Raw genomic sequence first — 17,390 nt, 5'->3', positions numbered from 1 at the left:
CGGGGCCATATCGGCCCCGATCAGTCTTGCTTACTTCAGGCCCATGCAGTTCGCATAGAAGGTAGTAGTAGCCGGCCAATCGGAGAAGATCCCGATAACCCCGACGTCACGTGCCAGCACGTCGATAACCGTGAGCATGTCGCCGTCGTTGTTAATCGCATCGTTTATAGACTGATAATACCAACCGCCGCCATTGGCGAGCGGACCGCTGCGCTCCATTGACCAGGCGATCATGTCGAGCCCCGCGGTGCGAGCATTTTCAGCATACTCGGACGGAACGATGTCGCCCCGGCCGTTCAGCGTCAGCATTTTCCAGATGGCCGGCGCCAAGACCTGGACCCCCTGCGCTCTCAACTCTTCCATATACGCCAGCGAGCTGGTGTCCGGCGTGATAGGCGACTCATCGAGGAAGACCGCCTGGGATGCAAATTCGGGCGTTTCGTTAATCCAGAACAGAACGTCATCGAGGCGGAACGATTGCGGCCAGACATTGCGCGGATCGATTCCAGCCTGCACGTACTCCTCAACCATCTGCCGTGCGTAGTCCTCCTGACTGTAGTCACCCTCGTACGGCATATCGACTACCGGCGTTTTCAATTCCGGCGTGTACTTCACACCCAGCGCCTGGAACAGCTCGATGCTTTCCTTGTGGCTGAGCAGCGTGCCTCGTGAAGCATACAGATCGGTTCGCCAGTCGGCCGTACCGCCAAGATACTCCTCTGGGGTGGTGGCCATCGGATTGGATGCGTCCATCTTGCCCTCGAGCGACTTGAATTCGGCAAGGGTAATGTCGCTGGTGCGGCACTCGGCTTTTGCCGGAGTACCAGTAGCCGGATCTGCCGGGACGAACGGTTGTGTACACTTGGCGTTCAGCTCGGGGACGACCACGATGTTGGTCGTAGTGTGCAGATCGTTTTGCGCATGGCGACATACCAGTTGCCGATCCTTGGTGAAAGCGACATCACACTCGACGATTCCGGCGCCCATGCGAGCGGCAGCTACATACGACTCCAACGTATGCTCAGGAAATTGCAGCGGTGCGCCACGATGGCCGATGGAAAAATCGGTAGGCCTCGCCTGCTTGCTGCTGCATGCCTGCAGGCGGGTCTTCAGCGGACCGTCGTCCATGTCGTCAACCAGCCACATCGGACGTGGACCCAACTCCACCACCGATTTGCTCCTGCGGTGCTTGTGTCGCAATTGCTCGATCTTATCGCGCAAATGTTCCAGTCGAGCGGACCGATCCTCGTGTTTCTGCCAGTTATTGCCCAGTGCCACCGGACTAGCGACAACGAACGTTCCTGCGGTCAGCACCATCGCGGCCATCGTGCGTAACTTCATACCAGACTCCCTTTACAAGTTGAGTGGATGTAGCGCGCTTGATATTGGCCCACCGAAATGACGCGTTGGTGACGCTTCGGTTAAGTTTCCCTGCTCAGCCGCCGAGCATGGCACCGCTGAGCTTGACTGCCGTCTCGGCGACCATGTCGGCTGGCTGCCGATAGCCGGTACCCATCCAGTGCAACGCGATATGGATGACGCCGCCCATGATCCCGGCTCGCAACAGCTCATCCGGTTGCTGGTCCGGACGCGCGACGACGCGGGTGATATCGCGGCTCATGTCCTGTAGCGCGCGGATGATCGCCTTGTCTACCGCCGGGCTGATACCACGTATCTCCACCAGGAGCAGGTTCGCGATCAGCGGCCGCTCCTTGAGCGCGCGGAAATAGGCCAAGAGCATCGCCCTGCCCCGCTCCGTTCGGTCGGGTCCAGCCGCTTCCGCCGCAGCGGTGATCTCCTCGCGCATCTGCCTGGCAGCCTGTTCATAACAGGCGATGAGGAGCTCGTCGCTATGCGTAAAGGACTCATAGAAGTAACGTTGAGTCAGCCCGGCCGCGTCGCATACCTGCTTCACACCGGAATGCCGGTAGCCGTTGCGCCCGTAAACATCTATCGCCGCGTCGATCAGTTGCTGCCGTCTCAACGCCTTGCGTTCCTCTGCTGCGGAACCGCGATAACGCCGCTGCGCAGGGGTCGGTGTATTCATGTTGTTTAGTTTCTGACAATGGGCATTGCCAAATTGTAAGTGACAATTTAGATTGTCACCACTACCACGGTGGGTAAAACAACATGAACACACAACACAATACATTCCAGCCCATGCCTCTGGACGTCCTGATTATCGGTGCCGGCCTGTCCGGCATCGGCACAGCGCATGCGCTCGCCTCGCAATGTCCGGACAAGCGCTATACGATCCTCGAAGCGCGCCACACGATTGGAGGCACCTGGGACCTGTTTCGCTATCCGGGTATCCGTTCCGACTCGGACATGTATACCTTGAGCTACAGCTTCAAGCCCTGGTACAACCGCAAGGCGATCGCTGACGGCGCGGACATCCGGCGCTATATCGAAGAAACAGCCGAAGAAGCCGGCATTGCCCACAACATCCGTTTTCATCACAAGGTCAAAGCCGCTGAGTGGTCGACGGAAGAAGCGTGCTGGACCGTCACCGCACAGGTGACGGTGAGTGACGGCACGGTCGAGGACAAGATCTTCAAAGCACGGCTTCTCTCTGTTTGCGCTGGCTACTACAGCTACGATGAAGGCTACCGGCCGGACTTTCCCAACGAGTCCGCCTTCAAGGGACAGATCATCCATCCGCAGTTCTGGCCGGAAAATCTCGATTACGCTGGCAAGCGGGTAGTGGTGATCGGCAGTGGCGCGACCGCCGTTACGCTGATCCCGGCAATGGCCAAGACTGCCGCGCATGTCACCATGCTTCAACGCTCTCCCAGCTACGTCGTGTCGCGCCCGCTCGAAGACGGTATCGCCAGGAACTTGCAGAAATGGCTGCCGCTCCCGGCCGCGCATGCTGCCACCCGATGGAAGAACGTTCTGGTTGGCAGCTTCTTCTACCGTATCGCTCGTACCAAGCCGGAGCTGTTCAAGGATCGGTTGTTGCAGATGGTCAAGATGCACGTCGGCCCTGGGGTCGACATGAAGCACTTCACTCCATCATACAAACCCTGGGATCAACGCATCTGTGCGGTGCCCGACGGCGATCTGTTCCAGGATCTACGAAGCGGTCGCGCCTCGGTGGTAACCGATACTATCGACAGCTTCACACCGACCGGCATCAAACTTGGCTCTGGCGAAGAGATCGAGGCAGACATCATCGTCACGGCCACCGGGCTCAAGCTTAATGCGCTGGGCGACGTGAAAGTCACGGTTGACGGCGAGGCGGTCAAGCCCGGCGACCACATGGCCTACAAGGGAATGATGCTCAGCGACATCCCCAACCTCGTGCTGACCTTCGGCTACACCAACTCGTCCTGGACATTGAAGGCTGAGCTCACCGCGAATTACACCTGCCGACTGCTGCGTTACATGGATCGCAAGGGTTACCAGATCGCCATGCCCAAACGCGACCCTCAGGTAGCTGACGCGCCATTCCTCGATTTCACCTCGGGGTACGTACAGCGAGCCGCCGGGATGCTACCGCGTCAGGGCGACCGTAAGCCCTGGCAGGTCTATCAGAACTACATGCAGGACAAACTTACCATTCAATATGGCCGTGTCGACGACGGCGTAATGCAATTCAAATAACAGGGAAAAGGCCATGCAGATCAATGATTGTGTTGCGGTTCTGACCGGAGCAGGTAGCGGCATAGGCCGTGCGGTCGCGTTGGCACTGGCAAGTCGCAGCTGCCATCTGGCGATTGCCGACATCAATGAGGAAGGGCTCGCGGAGACGGCTCGACAGGCTCGCGCGATGGGCGTGCGCGTCAGCGAGCATAAGCTCGACGTTGCCAGCCGGGAGCAGGTTGCCGCCCTGCCCCAGGCCGTCATTGCCGAGCATGGCCAGGTGGACCTTTTGATAAACAACGCTGGCGTCGCGCTTGGCGGTCACTTTCATCAGGTCAGCGAAGCCGACTTCGATTGGCTCATGGCTATCAACTTCGAAGCGGTGGTACGCATGACACGGGCCTTCCTGCCGTTTCTGCAGGAGCGCCCAGCGGCCCGCATCGTCAACGTGTCGAGCCTGTTCGGGCTGGTTACTCCAGCCGGCCAGACCGCCTACTGCGCCAGCAAGTTCGCCGTACGCGGCTTTTCCAACGCGCTGCGTCTGGAACTGCAGGACACCAGCGTAGGCGTTACCGTCGTGCACCCGGGCGGTGTTGCGACATCCATCGCCACCAGCGCCCGGGTCTCGGCAGACGTGGCCCCGGAAGAGGTCGAGCGCAATCGCAAGCAAGCACAGAAGCTGCTGCGCATGCCGCCGGAACGTGCGGCGGAGATCATCGTTGCCGCCATCGAGCGCGATAAGCCCAGAGTTCTGGTCGGCAACGACGCGCGCATCCTGTCCTGGCTTGAACGGCTGCTACCGGTCAATTACTGGCGCCTCTTCCCGGCGCTGGCCAAACCGGCCGCGCCATCCAACAACCGACCCTAACCATCCGGGAAGACATCGACATGAAGATCATTGGGATATTGGCAGTCATCGTTCTGCTGGTTCTGGCCGGACTCTGGCTGTTTACCCTGTTCACCGCCAAGCGGGTCGAAGCGGGCCTGCCCCCGGAAGGCCGGTTCGTCGAGGTCATGGGTGCCAGGTTACACGTCATCGAGGCCGGTAAGGGCCCCACCATTCTGCTGATCCACGGTCTGGGGGGCGTCGCGCGCAACTTCAACTATCAGGTACTCGGCGAACTCGCCACGCAGTTCCGGGTGGTGGCTGTAGACCGGCCTGGCAGCGGTTACTCCAGCCGTCACCGGCGCTCATCTGCCAGACTGGACGTGCAAGCCGATGTGATGGCCGGCCTGATTCAGGCGCTCGACCTGAGACGACCGCTGATCGTCGGTCACTCGCTGGGGGGAGCCGTCGCCCTCGCCACAGCGTTGCGACACCCGACCCAGGTCTCCGGCCTGGCGCTGGTCGCACCGCTGACGCATCTTCCGCAGGGCGTTTCGAAGGCGTTCGCTGGCCTGACCGTACGCCAGAGCTGGCTGCGCCGCCTGATCGCCTGGACCCTGGCGACGCCGATGACCATCCTCAACCGTGACAAGGTGATGAACATCGTATTCGGGCCGGAAGCCGCGCCGGAGGATTTTGGAGTACGTGGCGGGGGCTTTCTTGGACTGCGGCCCAGTCAGTTCATCGCTTCATCGCGTGATCTGAATGCACTGGAAGACGTCCTGCCGATGATGCAACAGCGCTACCCGACCCTTCAGCTGCCGATCTCGATACTCTACGGTCGCCAGGACCGCATCCTCGATCCTGCCGAACAGGGCCAGGCCTTGAAGGACATCGTGCCACAGGCGGAGCTGACACTGGTCGACGGCGGGCACATGCTTCCGATTACCCAACCGGAAGTGACCACCGAGTTCATCCGCAGCAGCCACGATAAGGTAGCTGCCGCTCCTCACTAGTCGTATCGGCCGGGTGCCTCATCGTGCCCGGCCGTTGCGTCTTTCCCTGTCAGGTTCTGAAGCGTCCCACCTGCTGCTGCAGTCCCGCCGCAAGGCGCGCCAACGATTCGCTGGCGTCACGGCTTTCCTCAGAGCTTTGCGCGGCCTGATTCGACAAGTCTCGAATGCCACTGATATTGCGGGCGATCTCCTCGGTCGTCTGGCTCTGCTCTTCACAGGCCGCAGCGATCTGGGCGGCCATATCGTTTATCCGCACCACCGACTGAGCCGTCTCGCCTAGCGAGCGCTCGGCGCCCGAGGCCTGTTCGACGCTCTCGGCTGCCAGCGCTGCGCTGCGCTGCATGACGCTTACCGCTTGAGCACTGCCCGTCTGCAAGCTTTGTATCATCTTCTGGATGTCCTGGGTCGAAGCCTGGGTACGGCCAGCCAATGCGCGGACTTCGTCGGCCACCACCGCAAAGCCGCGGCCCTGTTCGCCAGCGCGTGCTGCTTCGATGGCGGCATTCAGCGCCAGTAGATTGGTCTGCTCGGCAATCGCCTGAATAACGCTCAACACGCCGCCAATCCTGTCGCTGTCTTCCTCCAGGCGATTGATGACGCCTGCTGCTTCGGCGACGTCGCCAGCCAGTCTGCGCAGGGCTCCCATCGTCTGGCCCACCAGACCCGAAGCTGAATGCCCCTGAATATCTGCCTGGCGAGCTGCTTCGGCGGTGTTGTGTGCGTTACCGGAGACCTCGTGAATCGCCGCGCTCATTTCTGTCGCTGCCGTACTCACCTGGTCGATCGCCGAATATTGTTCGGTCACCAGCTGCTGCTGAGTGACGGCTATCGTACTCATCTGCTGGGAGGCAGAGGCCACCTGCAGAGTCGAGTCAGCTACCTGCTGAATCAGCACTTGCAGCTGTTCGAGGAATGTATTGACGCTGCTACCAAGCTGACCGATCTCATCGGTGGAGGTGACTTCGACACGTTTGGTGAGGTCTCCCTCGCCGTCCGCGATGTCGCGGATCCGACCGAGGATCGCGTTCAACGGCTTCAGGATTAGGCCAGGCAGGAACACGATCAACAGCGCGCAGATGGCCAGGCCGACCAGTACGACCGTAGTGAAGGTAGCCGTGTCGCGGGCGGTCGCCGCCTCGGCAGCAGCCAATTCTGCCGCGGCCTGACTATCGACCTGCTGGGTCATCTGATCGATCAGGTCTCGCGCCTGGCTGAACAGCTCATACGAGCTACCGAAGCTCAGTGCACGCGCTCGCTCGGCGTCGGCCGGCGCCACGCTGCGCGTCAACCCGACCACTTCATCGCTCGCCCGCTTCCAACTCTCGAACGCCTGGTAAAACCGCTGAGCCAGGGCCTGGCCCTGCGCGGAGTCGGTCTTGCCGGCATAGACCTTCACCCGATCCATGGCCTGCTGCAGATTGTCCCGATGCTCTGCTTCAAGCTCGGATCGGTTAGCGCTGCCCGCGAGCTGGACCAGCGTTCGCTCGGCCACCAGCGCCTGGTAAAGGTCTCGGTCGGCCTCGAGCAGGTTGGTAGCCTGCGGCAGGAGTTCGGAGGAAAACAGTTGCAGCCGCCCGGTCAGCTGGGAAACGGCGAGATAGGATACGGCCCCCAGCGTGCAGAAGAGCGCTACTAGCAAACCTAGGGGCAGCGTCAGCTTCCAACGGAAGCCAATATTGCGGAACAGCTTGAACATGGTCACTCCAGCGAAAGTCATCAGAGATGCTGGGGCCCGTTCGGGCAAAGTCCGTTTTACATCCAGCTTCTCCTATATCGGCGCAGTAACCCTACTCTTTAGACGGTCATCTCGCCTTGATCTGAATCAATGACGAAGACAGCCCGCCCCACCCTCACAGCACCACCAGGCGATTGGGCAGTTCGTTTCGCTCATGGGTGGCGGGGAGGTGCGTTTCGAGCTGCTTGCCACAGGCGTCGATGCACTCGATGAAACCTTCAAGCACCTGTCCCTGACGAACCCGCGTGGTGAAACGTTCGACAATCGCCTCCCAGACACTGTCGTCGATGTGGCTGGCAATGCCCCGATCGACCATGATTTCCACGTAACGCTCGGCCTCCGAGACGAAAATCAGCATACCGGTCTCGCCAGCGGTGTGGTGCAGATCAAGCTCGACGAACTTGCGACGTGCGAGATTGCTGGCCCGCCAATGCCTCACCGAACGCGGGATCAGGTTGGTGCCAATACGCGGGATGCGAAACAGCAACGCGAGCACCACGAAGGTGATCCACTGCACCAGCAACAGGTATCCGGCCCCGAGCAGCCCAGGCAAAAACAGCAGTGCGCCAGGCACGATCAGCGCAATGAGACTGGCCCATAATACCGGAATATAGCGATAGTCGTCGGCTTGCTCGGCGAGCACCGTGACCACCTCGGCGTCGGTCTTCAGCTCGATGCGGTCGATCGCCTCGGCGACCTGGCGCTGCTCTGCCTCAGTTAAAAGCGTCATATTGTGTCGTCCTTTGTTTTACCAGCCACCTGAAGCACCGCCGCCACCAAAGCCGCCGCCACCACCACCGAATCCACCACCGCCGCCAAAGCCGCCACCGCCGCCACGCCCCATCCCACCAAGCAGCGCACCGGCGAGCAGCGCGCGACCGAAACGACCGCGCCGGCCACCACGTCCACCACGCCCGCCACCCAGCATGCCGAGCACGACGAACAGCAATAGGATGAAGATGCCTACCGGAGGTTGATCCGGCCGCTGACCAACAGGCCGCTGGGCTGGCACCCGCAATGGATCGCCGCCCAACACACTGACTATCGCCTGGGTGCCCTCGACGATGCCCCGTTCAAATTCGCCTTCGCGAAACGCAGGCAGCAGGATACGGTTGATGATGATCGACGACTGCGCGTCGGTCAGTCGACCTTCCAGACCATAGCCGACTTCAATCCGAACCAGACGATCATCTCGCGCCACGATCAGCAAAGCACCATTGTCTTCGCCTTCCTGACCGATGCCCCAGCTACGACCGAGCTCGACGCCGTATTCTTCGATGCTCTGCCCCTGCAGATCAGGAACGGTGACCACCACGACCTGCTCGCTGGTCGCCTGTTCGTGCGCGGCAAGCATCTGCGTCAACCGCGCTTCGGCCTGAGTATCGAGCAGTTCGGCCTGATCCACCACCCGACCGGTGAGTGCAGGTAAAGCCGTTTCGTCGCCAGCCTGCTGGGCAGCCAGCCCTGTCGCCCAGCACAGCAGACCCAACAGGCAAAGGCTGACAACCCTCATTCGAACTGCACCTGCGGTGCCTGATCCGCATTCGCTGTGGTCGCCTCGAAGTTTTCGCGCAGCGGCATATCACTATAAAGAATGCCGTGCCAGATGCGGCCGGGGAAGGTGCGAATCTCGGTGTTATAACGCTCGACGGCTTGCACGTAGTCGCGACGCGCTACGGCGATGCGGTTCTCGGTGCCTTCGAGCTGAGACTGCAAGGCCAGGAAGTTCTCATTCGAACGTAGCTCAGGATACCGCTCGGATACCGCCATCAGCCGGCTGAGTGCACCGGTCAACTGTGCTTGCGCCTGTTCGAACTGGCGCATCTTTTCCGGATCGTCGAGATCTTCGGCACTGATCTGGATCGACGTAGCCCTGGAGCGGGCTTCGGTCACTTCACGCAGGGTCTCGCGCTCCTGACGGGCAAAACCCTGAACCGTCTCGACCAGGTTCGGGATGAGATCGGCGCGGCGCTGGTACTGGTTTTCTACTTGCGACCAGGCTGATTTCACCTGTTCATCGTAACGCGGGATGTTGTTGATACCGCAACCGGACAACAACGTTGTCAGAAACAGCAAAGCCAGCAGGCCACTGGGAAGTCGATAGCGCAGGGTAGGCATGATCGCGTTTTTCCAAAGTCAGACAGATACCCGAGGGACCCTGAAGCCGCCTCGGAAGTTCAGATGAACGAAGCGTCTCGCCACACTCAACTACCGACCGAGCGTAGCATGTCTCGAAAGCGATTCATGCCCTGCACCACGCGATCAGGCTCACCCCTCAAGCTCAACTCCACTTCATGCCGTCCCTGCGCGTTCGGCAGACAGGCCAGGCGCAGATCCGGAAACTCGCGCAATAAGGTTTCCATCAATGGAATCAGAGGCCCTTCGCTGGTATCCGCCAGGTGCAGCGTCTGGCTAACCTGGCGCCCCGGGGCCTGAATATCCGCATAATCCCGGTCCAGCACCCATTCGACCATAGGCCAGGCCATGTCGGGAAAACCCGGTAGGAAATGATGCCGTCCGAGAGAAAACCCCGGAATACGATTGATAGGGTTTGGAATTATGCGGCTGCCGACCGGAAACTCGCCCATGCGCAGGTGATTGGCATTGAGCCGGTCTCCAAGCTGTGCCCGAATCTCCTTTTCCGCCTCAGGATGCAGGACGATGTCGACACCAAGGGCGGCGGCGGCACACTGACGAGTCAGATCATCCGGGGTGGCCCCTATCCCACCGAAACTGAAAACGATATCCGGGCCGGCAAAGGTCTGACTCAACGTTTCGGTGATGAGCGTCGCGTCGTCGGTAACCATACGCACCCAGGATATGTCCAGGCCCCGCTGCGCGAAGCGCGGAATCATCGCAGGGAGATGAGCATCCTGTTTGCGACCGTTGAGAATTTCGTCGCCGATCAGCAGCAGGCCGAAACGGCTCGGGTGAATGTCTGTCATGGGTACTCAGCGTAGCCGAAAGTCGTTGTGGTCGCTGCGATGGGTTGGCATTTGCACAGAAGCCCGGAACCCGTCATGACCCAGCCCGTCTACAGCCAATGCAGCATCCGTCCTCGTCCTAACCCATCGGAGGCAACATGCAACGCCGTACCTTTCTTTCAAATGTCGCGATAGCCGGAGCCGGTCTGGCGCTGGCACCGGCTCTGGCTCTGGCTCATGCACAGGGCTCCCAAGGTGGCCGTTCCTCCCAGGCATTACCCATGAACACGGGCGACTCACCTCGCTACCGTCCACCCCAGCGGGTCGGACTCGGTGGCGCGGTGGGCCTGGGTGATATGCGTCGGGAACTGTCCGAAGAGCAGGCGCTCGAGCTGTTGAAGACCGCCTGGGAACAGGGCATCCGTTATTACGACACCTCTCCCTGGTACGGCTTGGGCCTGAGCGAACGACGCCATGCCATGCTGTTGTCGCCACGCGAGCGCGACAGCTACCTGCTATCGTCCAAGACCGGCCGCCTGCTCTACCCCGACCCCGGTTATTCACACGAGGCCTGGCAGGGCACCAACCACTTCAACTACAAATACGACTACAGCGCCTCTGCCACCCGTCGTTCCATAGAAGACAGTCTGCAACGCATGGGTGTGCCGAGCCTGGACATGGTGTTCATCCATGATCTGTCTCCAGACAACGAAGACATGGGAGACGAATGGACCGAATACTTCGACGTGGCGGTGAAGGGGGCCATGCCCGAGCTCAGCAAGATGCGTGACGAAGGCCTGATCAAGGGGTGGGGAATGGGTGTGAACGAGCTCCCTCCAGCCCGGCGCGCCATCGAAGAATCGGATCCGGATGTAATTTTGCTCGCCACGCAGTATTCGCTGCTCAAACACGCTGATGCCCTGGACAACCTGTTTCCGCTGGCTGAACAGCGCAATGTATCGTTCGTGTTGGGCGCGCCATTGAATTCCGGTTATCTCGCGGGTAGCGAGTATTACAACTACAGCCGTGATGTTCCGAAAGAGATGCAGCAGAAGCGTGAGCGCTACCGCCAGCTCGCGAAAGATCACGATGTCGATCTGCGTACCGCTGCTCTGCATTTCTGCAACGCGCCTTCGGTAGTCAGCTCGGTTCTCCACGGCGCCAGTACTCCCGAACAGGTACGCCAGAACGTAGCGTCGATGTCGGCAACCGTGAACCCGGAATTCTGGAAAGCGGCGAAACAACAGGGTTTGATGGAAGAGAACGCTCCCGTACCTGGTTAGCAGCCTGCGTCCATGCCTGGCTCCTGCGCTGGAACACGCAGGAGCGGGCATGACCGTGAAGGAACTGGCCGGACGTGTCAGGCGCCCAACCAGGCGTTTCGAATATATGCCAACGGGCTATTGCATCTCATAAACCGCGCGACAGTCAACGCACAAGCTTCACTTCAACGCGCTGGTTCTGCTGTGCTATGGCGTTCCACTCCCCTGCGACTACCTGATCGTCAATTACCGGATAGGGGACCCGCGCATCAGGCTCTGCCGAAGCTTCGACAACCATGCGCAGCGCTGTATCGTCAAATAACGGCTTGCGATTGGCGAACGACGCGAAAGCAACCGACTCGAGTTCAGCTCGACGCTCCAGGCGCTCGGCTTCGACACCAAAGTCCAGGCACTCGGTCACCGGCAGGTCGGCCGGCGCTACCCTCATGACGCCTTCATCGTCCGGCACCATGCAGAAGCTGCCCGGGTACGCAGTGACGTGCATCACGCCTGCGAAACCGCTTGCATCCAGGCGCGTGGCCAGTTCTTCGACGAAACGCAGCCGTGCATCGTCGAAAGGCATTGCACCCGGCGCGAATTCGCCGTTTCGATTGACCGCCCATTCCAGAGCCTGCAGGAGCGGCTCGTCAGGTGCCGGGGCAGCACTCTGACCGAGGGGCATCGACGCCAGTGAAAATCCGGCCTTCGGAGCAGCACTTCTCGCAGGAGCAGGATCGACCGTCACCTGCGCAGGCTCGCTCACTTCATCTTCATCGAACAGATGTGGCAGCCCCCCCGCTAGCAACGCGCCAAGCACGACTCCCGCGGCAGTCGTCGACCAGCGTCGCCGAGGCGCTTCGTTTTGCGGGGCGGGAATGCTCTCGACCAGATTGCGCAGCTCCGCCTTGAAGCTCGATTGCAGACGGCGCGCGTGCGCGTCGAGATGCGGACGCAGTAGCCGGACCACGGCGTCATCGGCTGCCTCGCGCGCCAGAACTTCGAGTTCCCGTTCAGACAGTTGCGGGCCGATGGCGGCTGCTTCGGCATCGGCCTTCAAGCGCGTCTGGTCGGCTGCGCTGGCAGCAGACGACTGCCACGCTTGCTCAGGCGGCGCCTCGGAAGGCTCTTCATCAAGCAAGTGCAGGGAATGAAGCACCGCCTCGAGGTCGACCGATTTGATTTCCTTGGGTAGAACGCCGACCGCGCCCAGGGCACGCGCTTGACCGACATAGACTTCACCACCGTCCTTGGAGGTATACATCATGATAGGTATCAGGCCGGTAGCCGGATTGCCCTTGATAATGCGCACAGCCTGCAGCCCGTCCATGCCGGGCATCATGTGATCCATGAAAATCGCATGCGGCTTGTTGTATAGGAGATATTGCAGTCCGTCCTCGGCTGACTCCACCTCATCTACGGTAATACCGTATTGAACCAGCTGTCGCTTCAAGACGTGGCGAGCGGAGCGCGAATCGTCGACGATCAGAACCCGTTTAGAACTCATGTCCGTACCCTGTTCCTGCCATGCCCCGGCGCGTTGCGCACCGAGCGTATCCATGACCAGAAGAATAAGGACAATGCTGGAACCGAGCACATCTGCAGTGGCGGATTTGTGACGAGGTTCGCGCGCCAAAGTCGATTATGACAACTTCCAGACGCCGAAAAGTCGCGCCATTACGCGCCACCATAGGGCAACGACACTCGCCGCACGCTTTTCGTCGATATGTATTGTGTCTTTTTGTAGCCGCTGCGCTTGCCGTCCTGTTTCGTGGTTACAATCGGCGGAAAAATAACCAGGCATCCCGCCGAATCCCCCCTATACCAAACCGAATCAGCCCTAGGCCGGGGCTTGCCCGCGCCTGCGCTGCAGGGAGTGAAACATGTACAGGAAGTTTGCAATCGCAATGCTGGCCGCGTTCGTCGGTCAGACGCAGGCCAAGGTAGACGCAACCCAGGCAGAACGTCTCGGGCGCGATCTGACCCCGCTCGGGGCCGAGGCTGCAGGCAATCAGGCCGGCACCATTCCCGCCTGGACCGGGGGCGTACAGCCGCCAGCAGGATACGAAGTGGGCATGCACCACCCCGATCCGTATAGCGCGGACGCATCGCTCTATCGCATCGACGCCGGCAACCTGGATCAGCATCGGCAGCAACTTCCGGAAGGTCTGAGCGATCTGCTCGTGCGCTATCCCGATTATTTCCTGCAAGTGTTTCCTACTCGCCGCAGCGCAGCCGCTCCCCAACGCATTTACGATGCCACGCGTGAAAATGCCGTCAACGCCGAGCTGATAGCCAACGGTAATGGCGTTCGTGGCGCTGCCGCCGGCATCCCCTTCCCGATCCCGCAGGACGGGATGGAAGTGATCTGGAACCACATCCTGCACTACAAGGGCGAGCAGAACCGCTTCATCAACAACCAGGCGGTAGTCGTCAACGGCAAGACCAGCCTGATCAGACGCGACCGCCATCTGTACTACGTATACAACCGCGAAGGCACCACGCTCGAGAATCTCGACAACACCCTGCTGTACTACAAATACGTCGTTACCGCGCCGGCCAAACTGGCTGGCACAGCATTGGTGGTGCAGGATCCGCTCGACCAGGTACTGACGACTCGCAAAGCCTGGCGATACAGCCCTGACAACCGCCGGGTGCGTCGCCTGCCCACGCTCGCCTACGATTCGGTACAACCAGACACCAGCGGGCTGGCCACCGCCGACGTCGTGGATTCCTACAACGGCGCACCGGATCGCTATGAATGGCAGCTGGTAGGCAAGCAGGAGATGATCGTTCCGTACAACAGCTATGCCGTACACCAGAAAGGCATCGCGTACGACAGTATCGTCAAATCCCAGCACTTGAACCCCGAGCTGCTGCGCTACGAGCTGCACCGCGTCTGGGTAGTCGATGCCACCCTGCGTACCGGATATAACCACCCATACCAGACGCGCCGTTTTTACGTCGACGAAGACAGCTGGCAGATCGTTGCGGTCGACCTTCGTGACAGCAAAGGTGAGCTGATTGGCGTTCAGGAAAGCCATCCGATCAGCTATTACGAGCTGCCGATGTTCAACAGCACACTGGAAACGCTGTATCACCTCAAGAGCGGTGACTACTTCGTAGACGGGTTGGACAACAACGAGCCGATGTACGATTTCACCGCACAGATGTCGCCTCGTGACTTCTCGCCGCAGGCTTTGCGCCGCGAAGGCAACTGATCCCTCCGCCATCGGTCGGATTCGTCCCGAGCCCCGGGCGAGTCCGACTCACTGCTTCAAACCCGCACTGTCTGCCGGACTGCCAGACACCTGAGCCAGAGCCCTCCCCGCCAAACGCCTGATATTTGACATTAGTTCTTCCGATCAGCGGTAGTGCCGCTTCGTTGACGCCGCTTGCGTATCCCTTTATATCAGAATGGCTGGCCAGTTTTGCCGAGTCTTCGATCGCCCATTCGGTCCTGCTGATCTGCACCCTGACCAATAAAAACAATATCTGGAGTTTCCATGAGCCTGACCCCCACAAAGCCCGTGGCCGCGCTTATCTGCGCCGGTCTGCTGTCCCTCGGAGTGGCTGCAACTGCGCCAGCTATGGCCAAAGGCAAGCCCGTAACGCCGACGCCATCGCAATGGAGCGACGTTCGCGAACAGGATTCGCGCGAGTTCACTCCCCTCGTATCGCCCCTTGCCCCACTGGCGGCCTTTCCTGATACACAGCGCTTCACTGGCGTGAATCAGGGCGCCGCGTATCAGGTTGAGGTGCCGCAGAACTGGAACGGCATGCTGGTCATGTATGCGCATGGCTATCGCGGAACCGGTAGCGCGCTGACCGTCGGGCCGCCGGCCGCACTCCGGCCCTGGCTGCTGGAAAACGGCTATGCCTGGGCAGCGTCCAGCTATAGCAAGAACTACTACGACGTGCGCGTAGGCGTGGAGGATACCAACGCCCTGGCGCTGGCATTCAGCTCGATTACCGGCCAGGCGGAGCCTGCGAAGATCTACATTACCGGGCACTCGATGGGCGGTCATGTAGCCGCGGCAGCCGTGGAAGCAGAAACCCTCGCGACGGCCAACAATCCAGTGCGCTATGCGGGCTCGGTGCCGATGTGCGGTGTTACGGGGGATACCTACGAGTTCGAGTATCTGGCCAACTTCACCTTCGCCGCCCAGCATCTGGCAGGGCTAGGGCCGACCAGCTATCCGGCGACTGACTTCCAGGCGAAGCTACCGCAGATTCAGACCAAGTTGTGGACAGCTTACCCGTTCGTGCCTAACGAGCAGGGGCTCAAGCTGGAGAATATCGTACGCGACCTTAGCGGCGGCGAGCGCCCGATCTTCGCCGAAGGTTTCCGCTCCTTTCTGCAGTTCACGGTCATGTCTACCGGCGGCGGTGATGGTCGCATCAACGGCATCCTGGCCAAGCCGCTTACTGGCAATCAGGGGGTCCGCTATAACGTCGACGGACAGGACGGTCAGAGCAAGGAAGAGCGCGAATTCAACAAGAGCATTCTGCGCGTAATTGGACATCCGCCCGCTAACGGCATGCGTGACGACGGGCTGCGCTGGATTCCGGTTGTGAACGGCGACTTCGATGTACCGGTCGTGAGCATCCATACACTGGGCGACCTGTACGTGCCCTTCAAGCACATGCAGATTCACCGCGAGCGCGCCGAAGCCAGTGGCAGCGATGACCTACTGGTGCAGCGCGCCATTCGGGCTCCTTCGCATTGCGACTTCAGCGCTGAGGAGCAGGTGCAAGCGTTCGTCGACATGATCAACTGGGAGCAGAACGGCATTAAGCCGGCGGGCGACGAGGTGCTCGATGCGAAGGTGGTCGCAGACCCGGACTACGGTTGTACCTTCACCACCCCAGAGCGTCCGTCCCTGCCGTCCTGCTCGGCCGGGATCTGATCGATTGACGCAACGAAGGGCGCGGCAAAGCCGCGCCCTTCTGGCTTCCACACGTCCGTCAGCACGGCTTTCCTGCCCACCTCAGCGCACCTGTGCGCCGAAGAACGGGAAGTGCAAAGGTCATGTAGTACCCCGCTGTTACCCGCCCCAGCCCAATACGCGTCAAGCTCTGCTCTCCACTAAACGGTGCGGAGTAACACAGCATGAGCGAAAAGAAGATCCTGTTGCTGGCCGGCGACTTTACCGAAGACTACGAAACCATGGTGCCCTTTCAAGCGCTGAGCATGCTCGGCTATGTGGTCCACGCGGTATGTCCGGACAAGCGCGCCGGCGATAGCGTCCGTACGGCAATCCACGACTTCGAGGGCGACCAGACCTATACTGAAAAGCCCGGCCACAACTTCGTGTTGAATTACGATTTTGATCGGGTCGACACGACCGAATATGTCGGGCTGGTCGTACCGGGTGGACGCGCCCCGGAGTATCTTCGGCTGAACCAGAAGGTTAATGATATCGTGCGCAGCTTCGATCAGGCCGACAAGCCGATCGCCGCGGTTTGCCACGGTGCGCAACTGCTCGCTGCGGCTGGCATTCTGGAAGGCCGCGAGTGCAGCGCTTACCCGGCCTGTGGCCCGGATGTACGCATGGCAGGCGGCACCTTCATCGACATCCCGGCCGACCAGGTTCACGTGCAGGGCAATCTGGCGACCGCTCCTGCATGGCCGTCCCACCCCGCCTGGCTGGCTGCGTTCGTCAAGCTGCTGGGCGCGAAGATCACGCTTTAAATCGCTTTGGCCGCCCTGGTGGGCGGCCTCGCTGGGAGAACGACATGTGCGAACTCTACGTCAAAGCCGACCCGATTCTGTATGAATCGCGCTCGCGCTCGTTACGCATTCGCGGGGTGGTGACGACACTGCGCCTGGAAAACCAGTTCTGGAACATCCTGCAGGAAATCGCCGAGGTAGACGGCATGACCACCAATCAGCTGATCACCAAGCTATACGACGAACTGATGGAGTATCGCGGCGAGGTGGTCAACTTCGCCTCCTTCCTCCGAGTCAGCTGCACCCGATTTCTAACCCAGCGGGAAGCGCGCCCGGTGCCGCTGTCGGTGGTCCGCAGCGCCTGAAAAAGG

16 protein-coding genes are annotated in these 17,390 nt (G+C 60.5%); 8 read left to right on the top strand and 8 right to left on the bottom strand.

The window, feature by feature from the left end; genetic code table 11:
* Nucleotides 1-30: 30 nt before the first annotated feature.
* Nucleotides 31-1,341: a glycerophosphodiester phosphodiesterase family protein gene (locus tag BLT85_RS04580; RefSeq protein WP_093392046.1), complete on the bottom strand. Its 1,311-nt coding sequence runs from the start codon at nucleotides 1,339-1,341 to the stop codon at nucleotides 31-33.
* Nucleotides 1,342-1,435: 94 nt separating this feature from the next.
* On the bottom strand, nucleotides 1,436-2,047 hold the full coding sequence (locus tag BLT85_RS04575) for a TetR/AcrR family transcriptional regulator (protein ID WP_157718125.1): 612 nt from the start codon (nucleotides 2,045-2,047) through the stop codon (nucleotides 1,436-1,438).
* A gap of 83 nt (nucleotides 2,048-2,130) precedes the next feature.
* On the opposite strand from BLT85_RS04575, the gene BLT85_RS04570 reads away from it, so the two are divergent.
* From BLT85_RS04570 to BLT85_RS04560, 3 genes are read left to right on the top strand one after another with little or no spacing between them, the layout of a single operon-like run.
* Nucleotides 2,131-3,606, top strand: a complete 1,476-nt coding sequence (locus BLT85_RS04570; RefSeq protein WP_407920157.1) for a flavin-containing monooxygenase — start codon at nucleotides 2,131-2,133, stop codon at nucleotides 3,604-3,606.
* 13 nt (nucleotides 3,607-3,619) lie between these two features.
* The gene (locus tag BLT85_RS04565) at nucleotides 3,620-4,453 is read left to right on the top strand and encodes an SDR family NAD(P)-dependent oxidoreductase (protein ID WP_093392043.1); all 834 of its coding nucleotides are present in this window, start codon (nucleotides 3,620-3,622) and stop codon (nucleotides 4,451-4,453) included.
* A gap of 20 nt (nucleotides 4,454-4,473) precedes the next feature.
* Nucleotides 4,474-5,427: an alpha/beta fold hydrolase gene (locus BLT85_RS04560; protein WP_093392042.1), complete on the top strand. Its 954-nt coding sequence runs from the start codon at nucleotides 4,474-4,476 to the stop codon at nucleotides 5,425-5,427.
* A 49-nt stretch (nucleotides 5,428-5,476) separates the two neighbouring features.
* On the opposite strand, the gene BLT85_RS04555 is transcribed toward BLT85_RS04560, so the two are convergent.
* The 5 genes from BLT85_RS04555 to BLT85_RS04535 form a co-directional block, all read right to left on the bottom strand.
* The gene (locus BLT85_RS04555; protein WP_172829809.1) at nucleotides 5,477-7,123 is read right to left on the bottom strand and encodes a methyl-accepting chemotaxis protein; all 1,647 of its coding nucleotides are present in this window, start codon (nucleotides 7,121-7,123) and stop codon (nucleotides 5,477-5,479) included.
* A gap of 154 nt (nucleotides 7,124-7,277) precedes the next feature.
* Complete coding sequence (locus BLT85_RS04550; protein WP_093392040.1) at nucleotides 7,278-7,892, bottom strand: TPM domain-containing protein; 615 nt, start codon at nucleotides 7,890-7,892, stop codon at nucleotides 7,278-7,280.
* An 18-nt stretch (nucleotides 7,893-7,910) separates the two neighbouring features.
* Complete coding sequence (locus BLT85_RS04545; protein WP_093392039.1) at nucleotides 7,911-8,675, bottom strand: TPM domain-containing protein; 765 nt, start codon at nucleotides 8,673-8,675, stop codon at nucleotides 7,911-7,913.
* Nucleotides 8,672-9,280 (bottom strand): LemA family protein, encoded by a 609-nt coding sequence (locus tag BLT85_RS04540; RefSeq protein ID WP_093392038.1) that lies wholly within the window; start codon nucleotides 9,278-9,280, stop codon nucleotides 8,672-8,674. The genes BLT85_RS04545 and BLT85_RS04540 overlap by 4 nt, the downstream gene beginning before the upstream one ends.
* Before the next feature lie 86 nt (nucleotides 9,281-9,366).
* A complete protein-coding gene (locus BLT85_RS04535) occupies nucleotides 9,367-10,107 on the bottom strand; it encodes a competence/damage-inducible protein A (protein ID WP_093392037.1) in 741 nt (246 codons plus the stop codon).
* A 137-nt stretch (nucleotides 10,108-10,244) separates the two neighbouring features.
* Here BLT85_RS04535 and BLT85_RS04530 point away from each other — a divergent pair, with 137 nt between their 5' ends.
* Nucleotides 10,245-11,369 (top strand): aldo/keto reductase, encoded by a 1,125-nt coding sequence (locus BLT85_RS04530; RefSeq protein WP_093392036.1) that lies wholly within the window; start codon nucleotides 10,245-10,247, stop codon nucleotides 11,367-11,369.
* Between the two features lie 145 nt (nucleotides 11,370-11,514).
* Here the strand turns inward: BLT85_RS04530 and BLT85_RS04525 are convergent, their stop codons facing one another.
* Nucleotides 11,515-12,852, bottom strand: a complete 1,338-nt coding sequence (locus BLT85_RS04525; RefSeq protein ID WP_157718124.1) for a response regulator — start codon at nucleotides 12,850-12,852, stop codon at nucleotides 11,515-11,517.
* A 376-nt stretch (nucleotides 12,853-13,228) separates the two neighbouring features.
* On the opposite strand from BLT85_RS04525, the gene BLT85_RS04520 reads away from it, so the two are divergent.
* The 4 genes from BLT85_RS04520 (at nucleotide 13,229) to BLT85_RS04505 (ending at nucleotide 17,384) form a co-directional block, all read left to right on the top strand.
* Nucleotides 13,229-14,566, top strand: a complete 1,338-nt coding sequence (locus BLT85_RS04520) for a DUF1329 domain-containing protein (RefSeq protein ID WP_093392034.1) — start codon at nucleotides 13,229-13,231, stop codon at nucleotides 14,564-14,566.
* Nucleotides 14,567-14,851: 285 nt separating this feature from the next.
* Nucleotides 14,852-16,255 carry an alpha/beta hydrolase gene (locus tag BLT85_RS04515; RefSeq protein ID WP_093392033.1) on the top strand — a complete coding sequence of 468 codons (1,404 nt, stop codon included), beginning with the start codon at nucleotides 14,852-14,854 and terminating at the stop codon, nucleotides 16,253-16,255.
* 203 nt (nucleotides 16,256-16,458) lie between these two features.
* Nucleotides 16,459-17,040: a DJ-1/PfpI family protein gene (locus BLT85_RS04510; RefSeq protein WP_093392032.1), complete on the top strand. Its 582-nt coding sequence runs from the start codon at nucleotides 16,459-16,461 to the stop codon at nucleotides 17,038-17,040.
* Between the two features lie 44 nt (nucleotides 17,041-17,084).
* The gene (locus BLT85_RS04505) at nucleotides 17,085-17,384 is read left to right on the top strand and encodes a ribbon-helix-helix domain-containing protein (protein ID WP_093392031.1); all 300 of its coding nucleotides are present in this window, start codon (nucleotides 17,085-17,087) and stop codon (nucleotides 17,382-17,384) included.
* Nucleotides 17,385-17,390 lie beyond the last annotated feature (6 nt).

Source organism: Halopseudomonas xinjiangensis (assembly GCF_900104945.1).
Taxonomy (GTDB): Bacteria; Pseudomonadota; Gammaproteobacteria; order Pseudomonadales; family Pseudomonadaceae; genus Halopseudomonas; species Halopseudomonas xinjiangensis.
The sequence above is the reverse complement of the archived record's forward strand: the minus strand, read 5'-3'. Positions and strand labels throughout refer to the sequence as shown.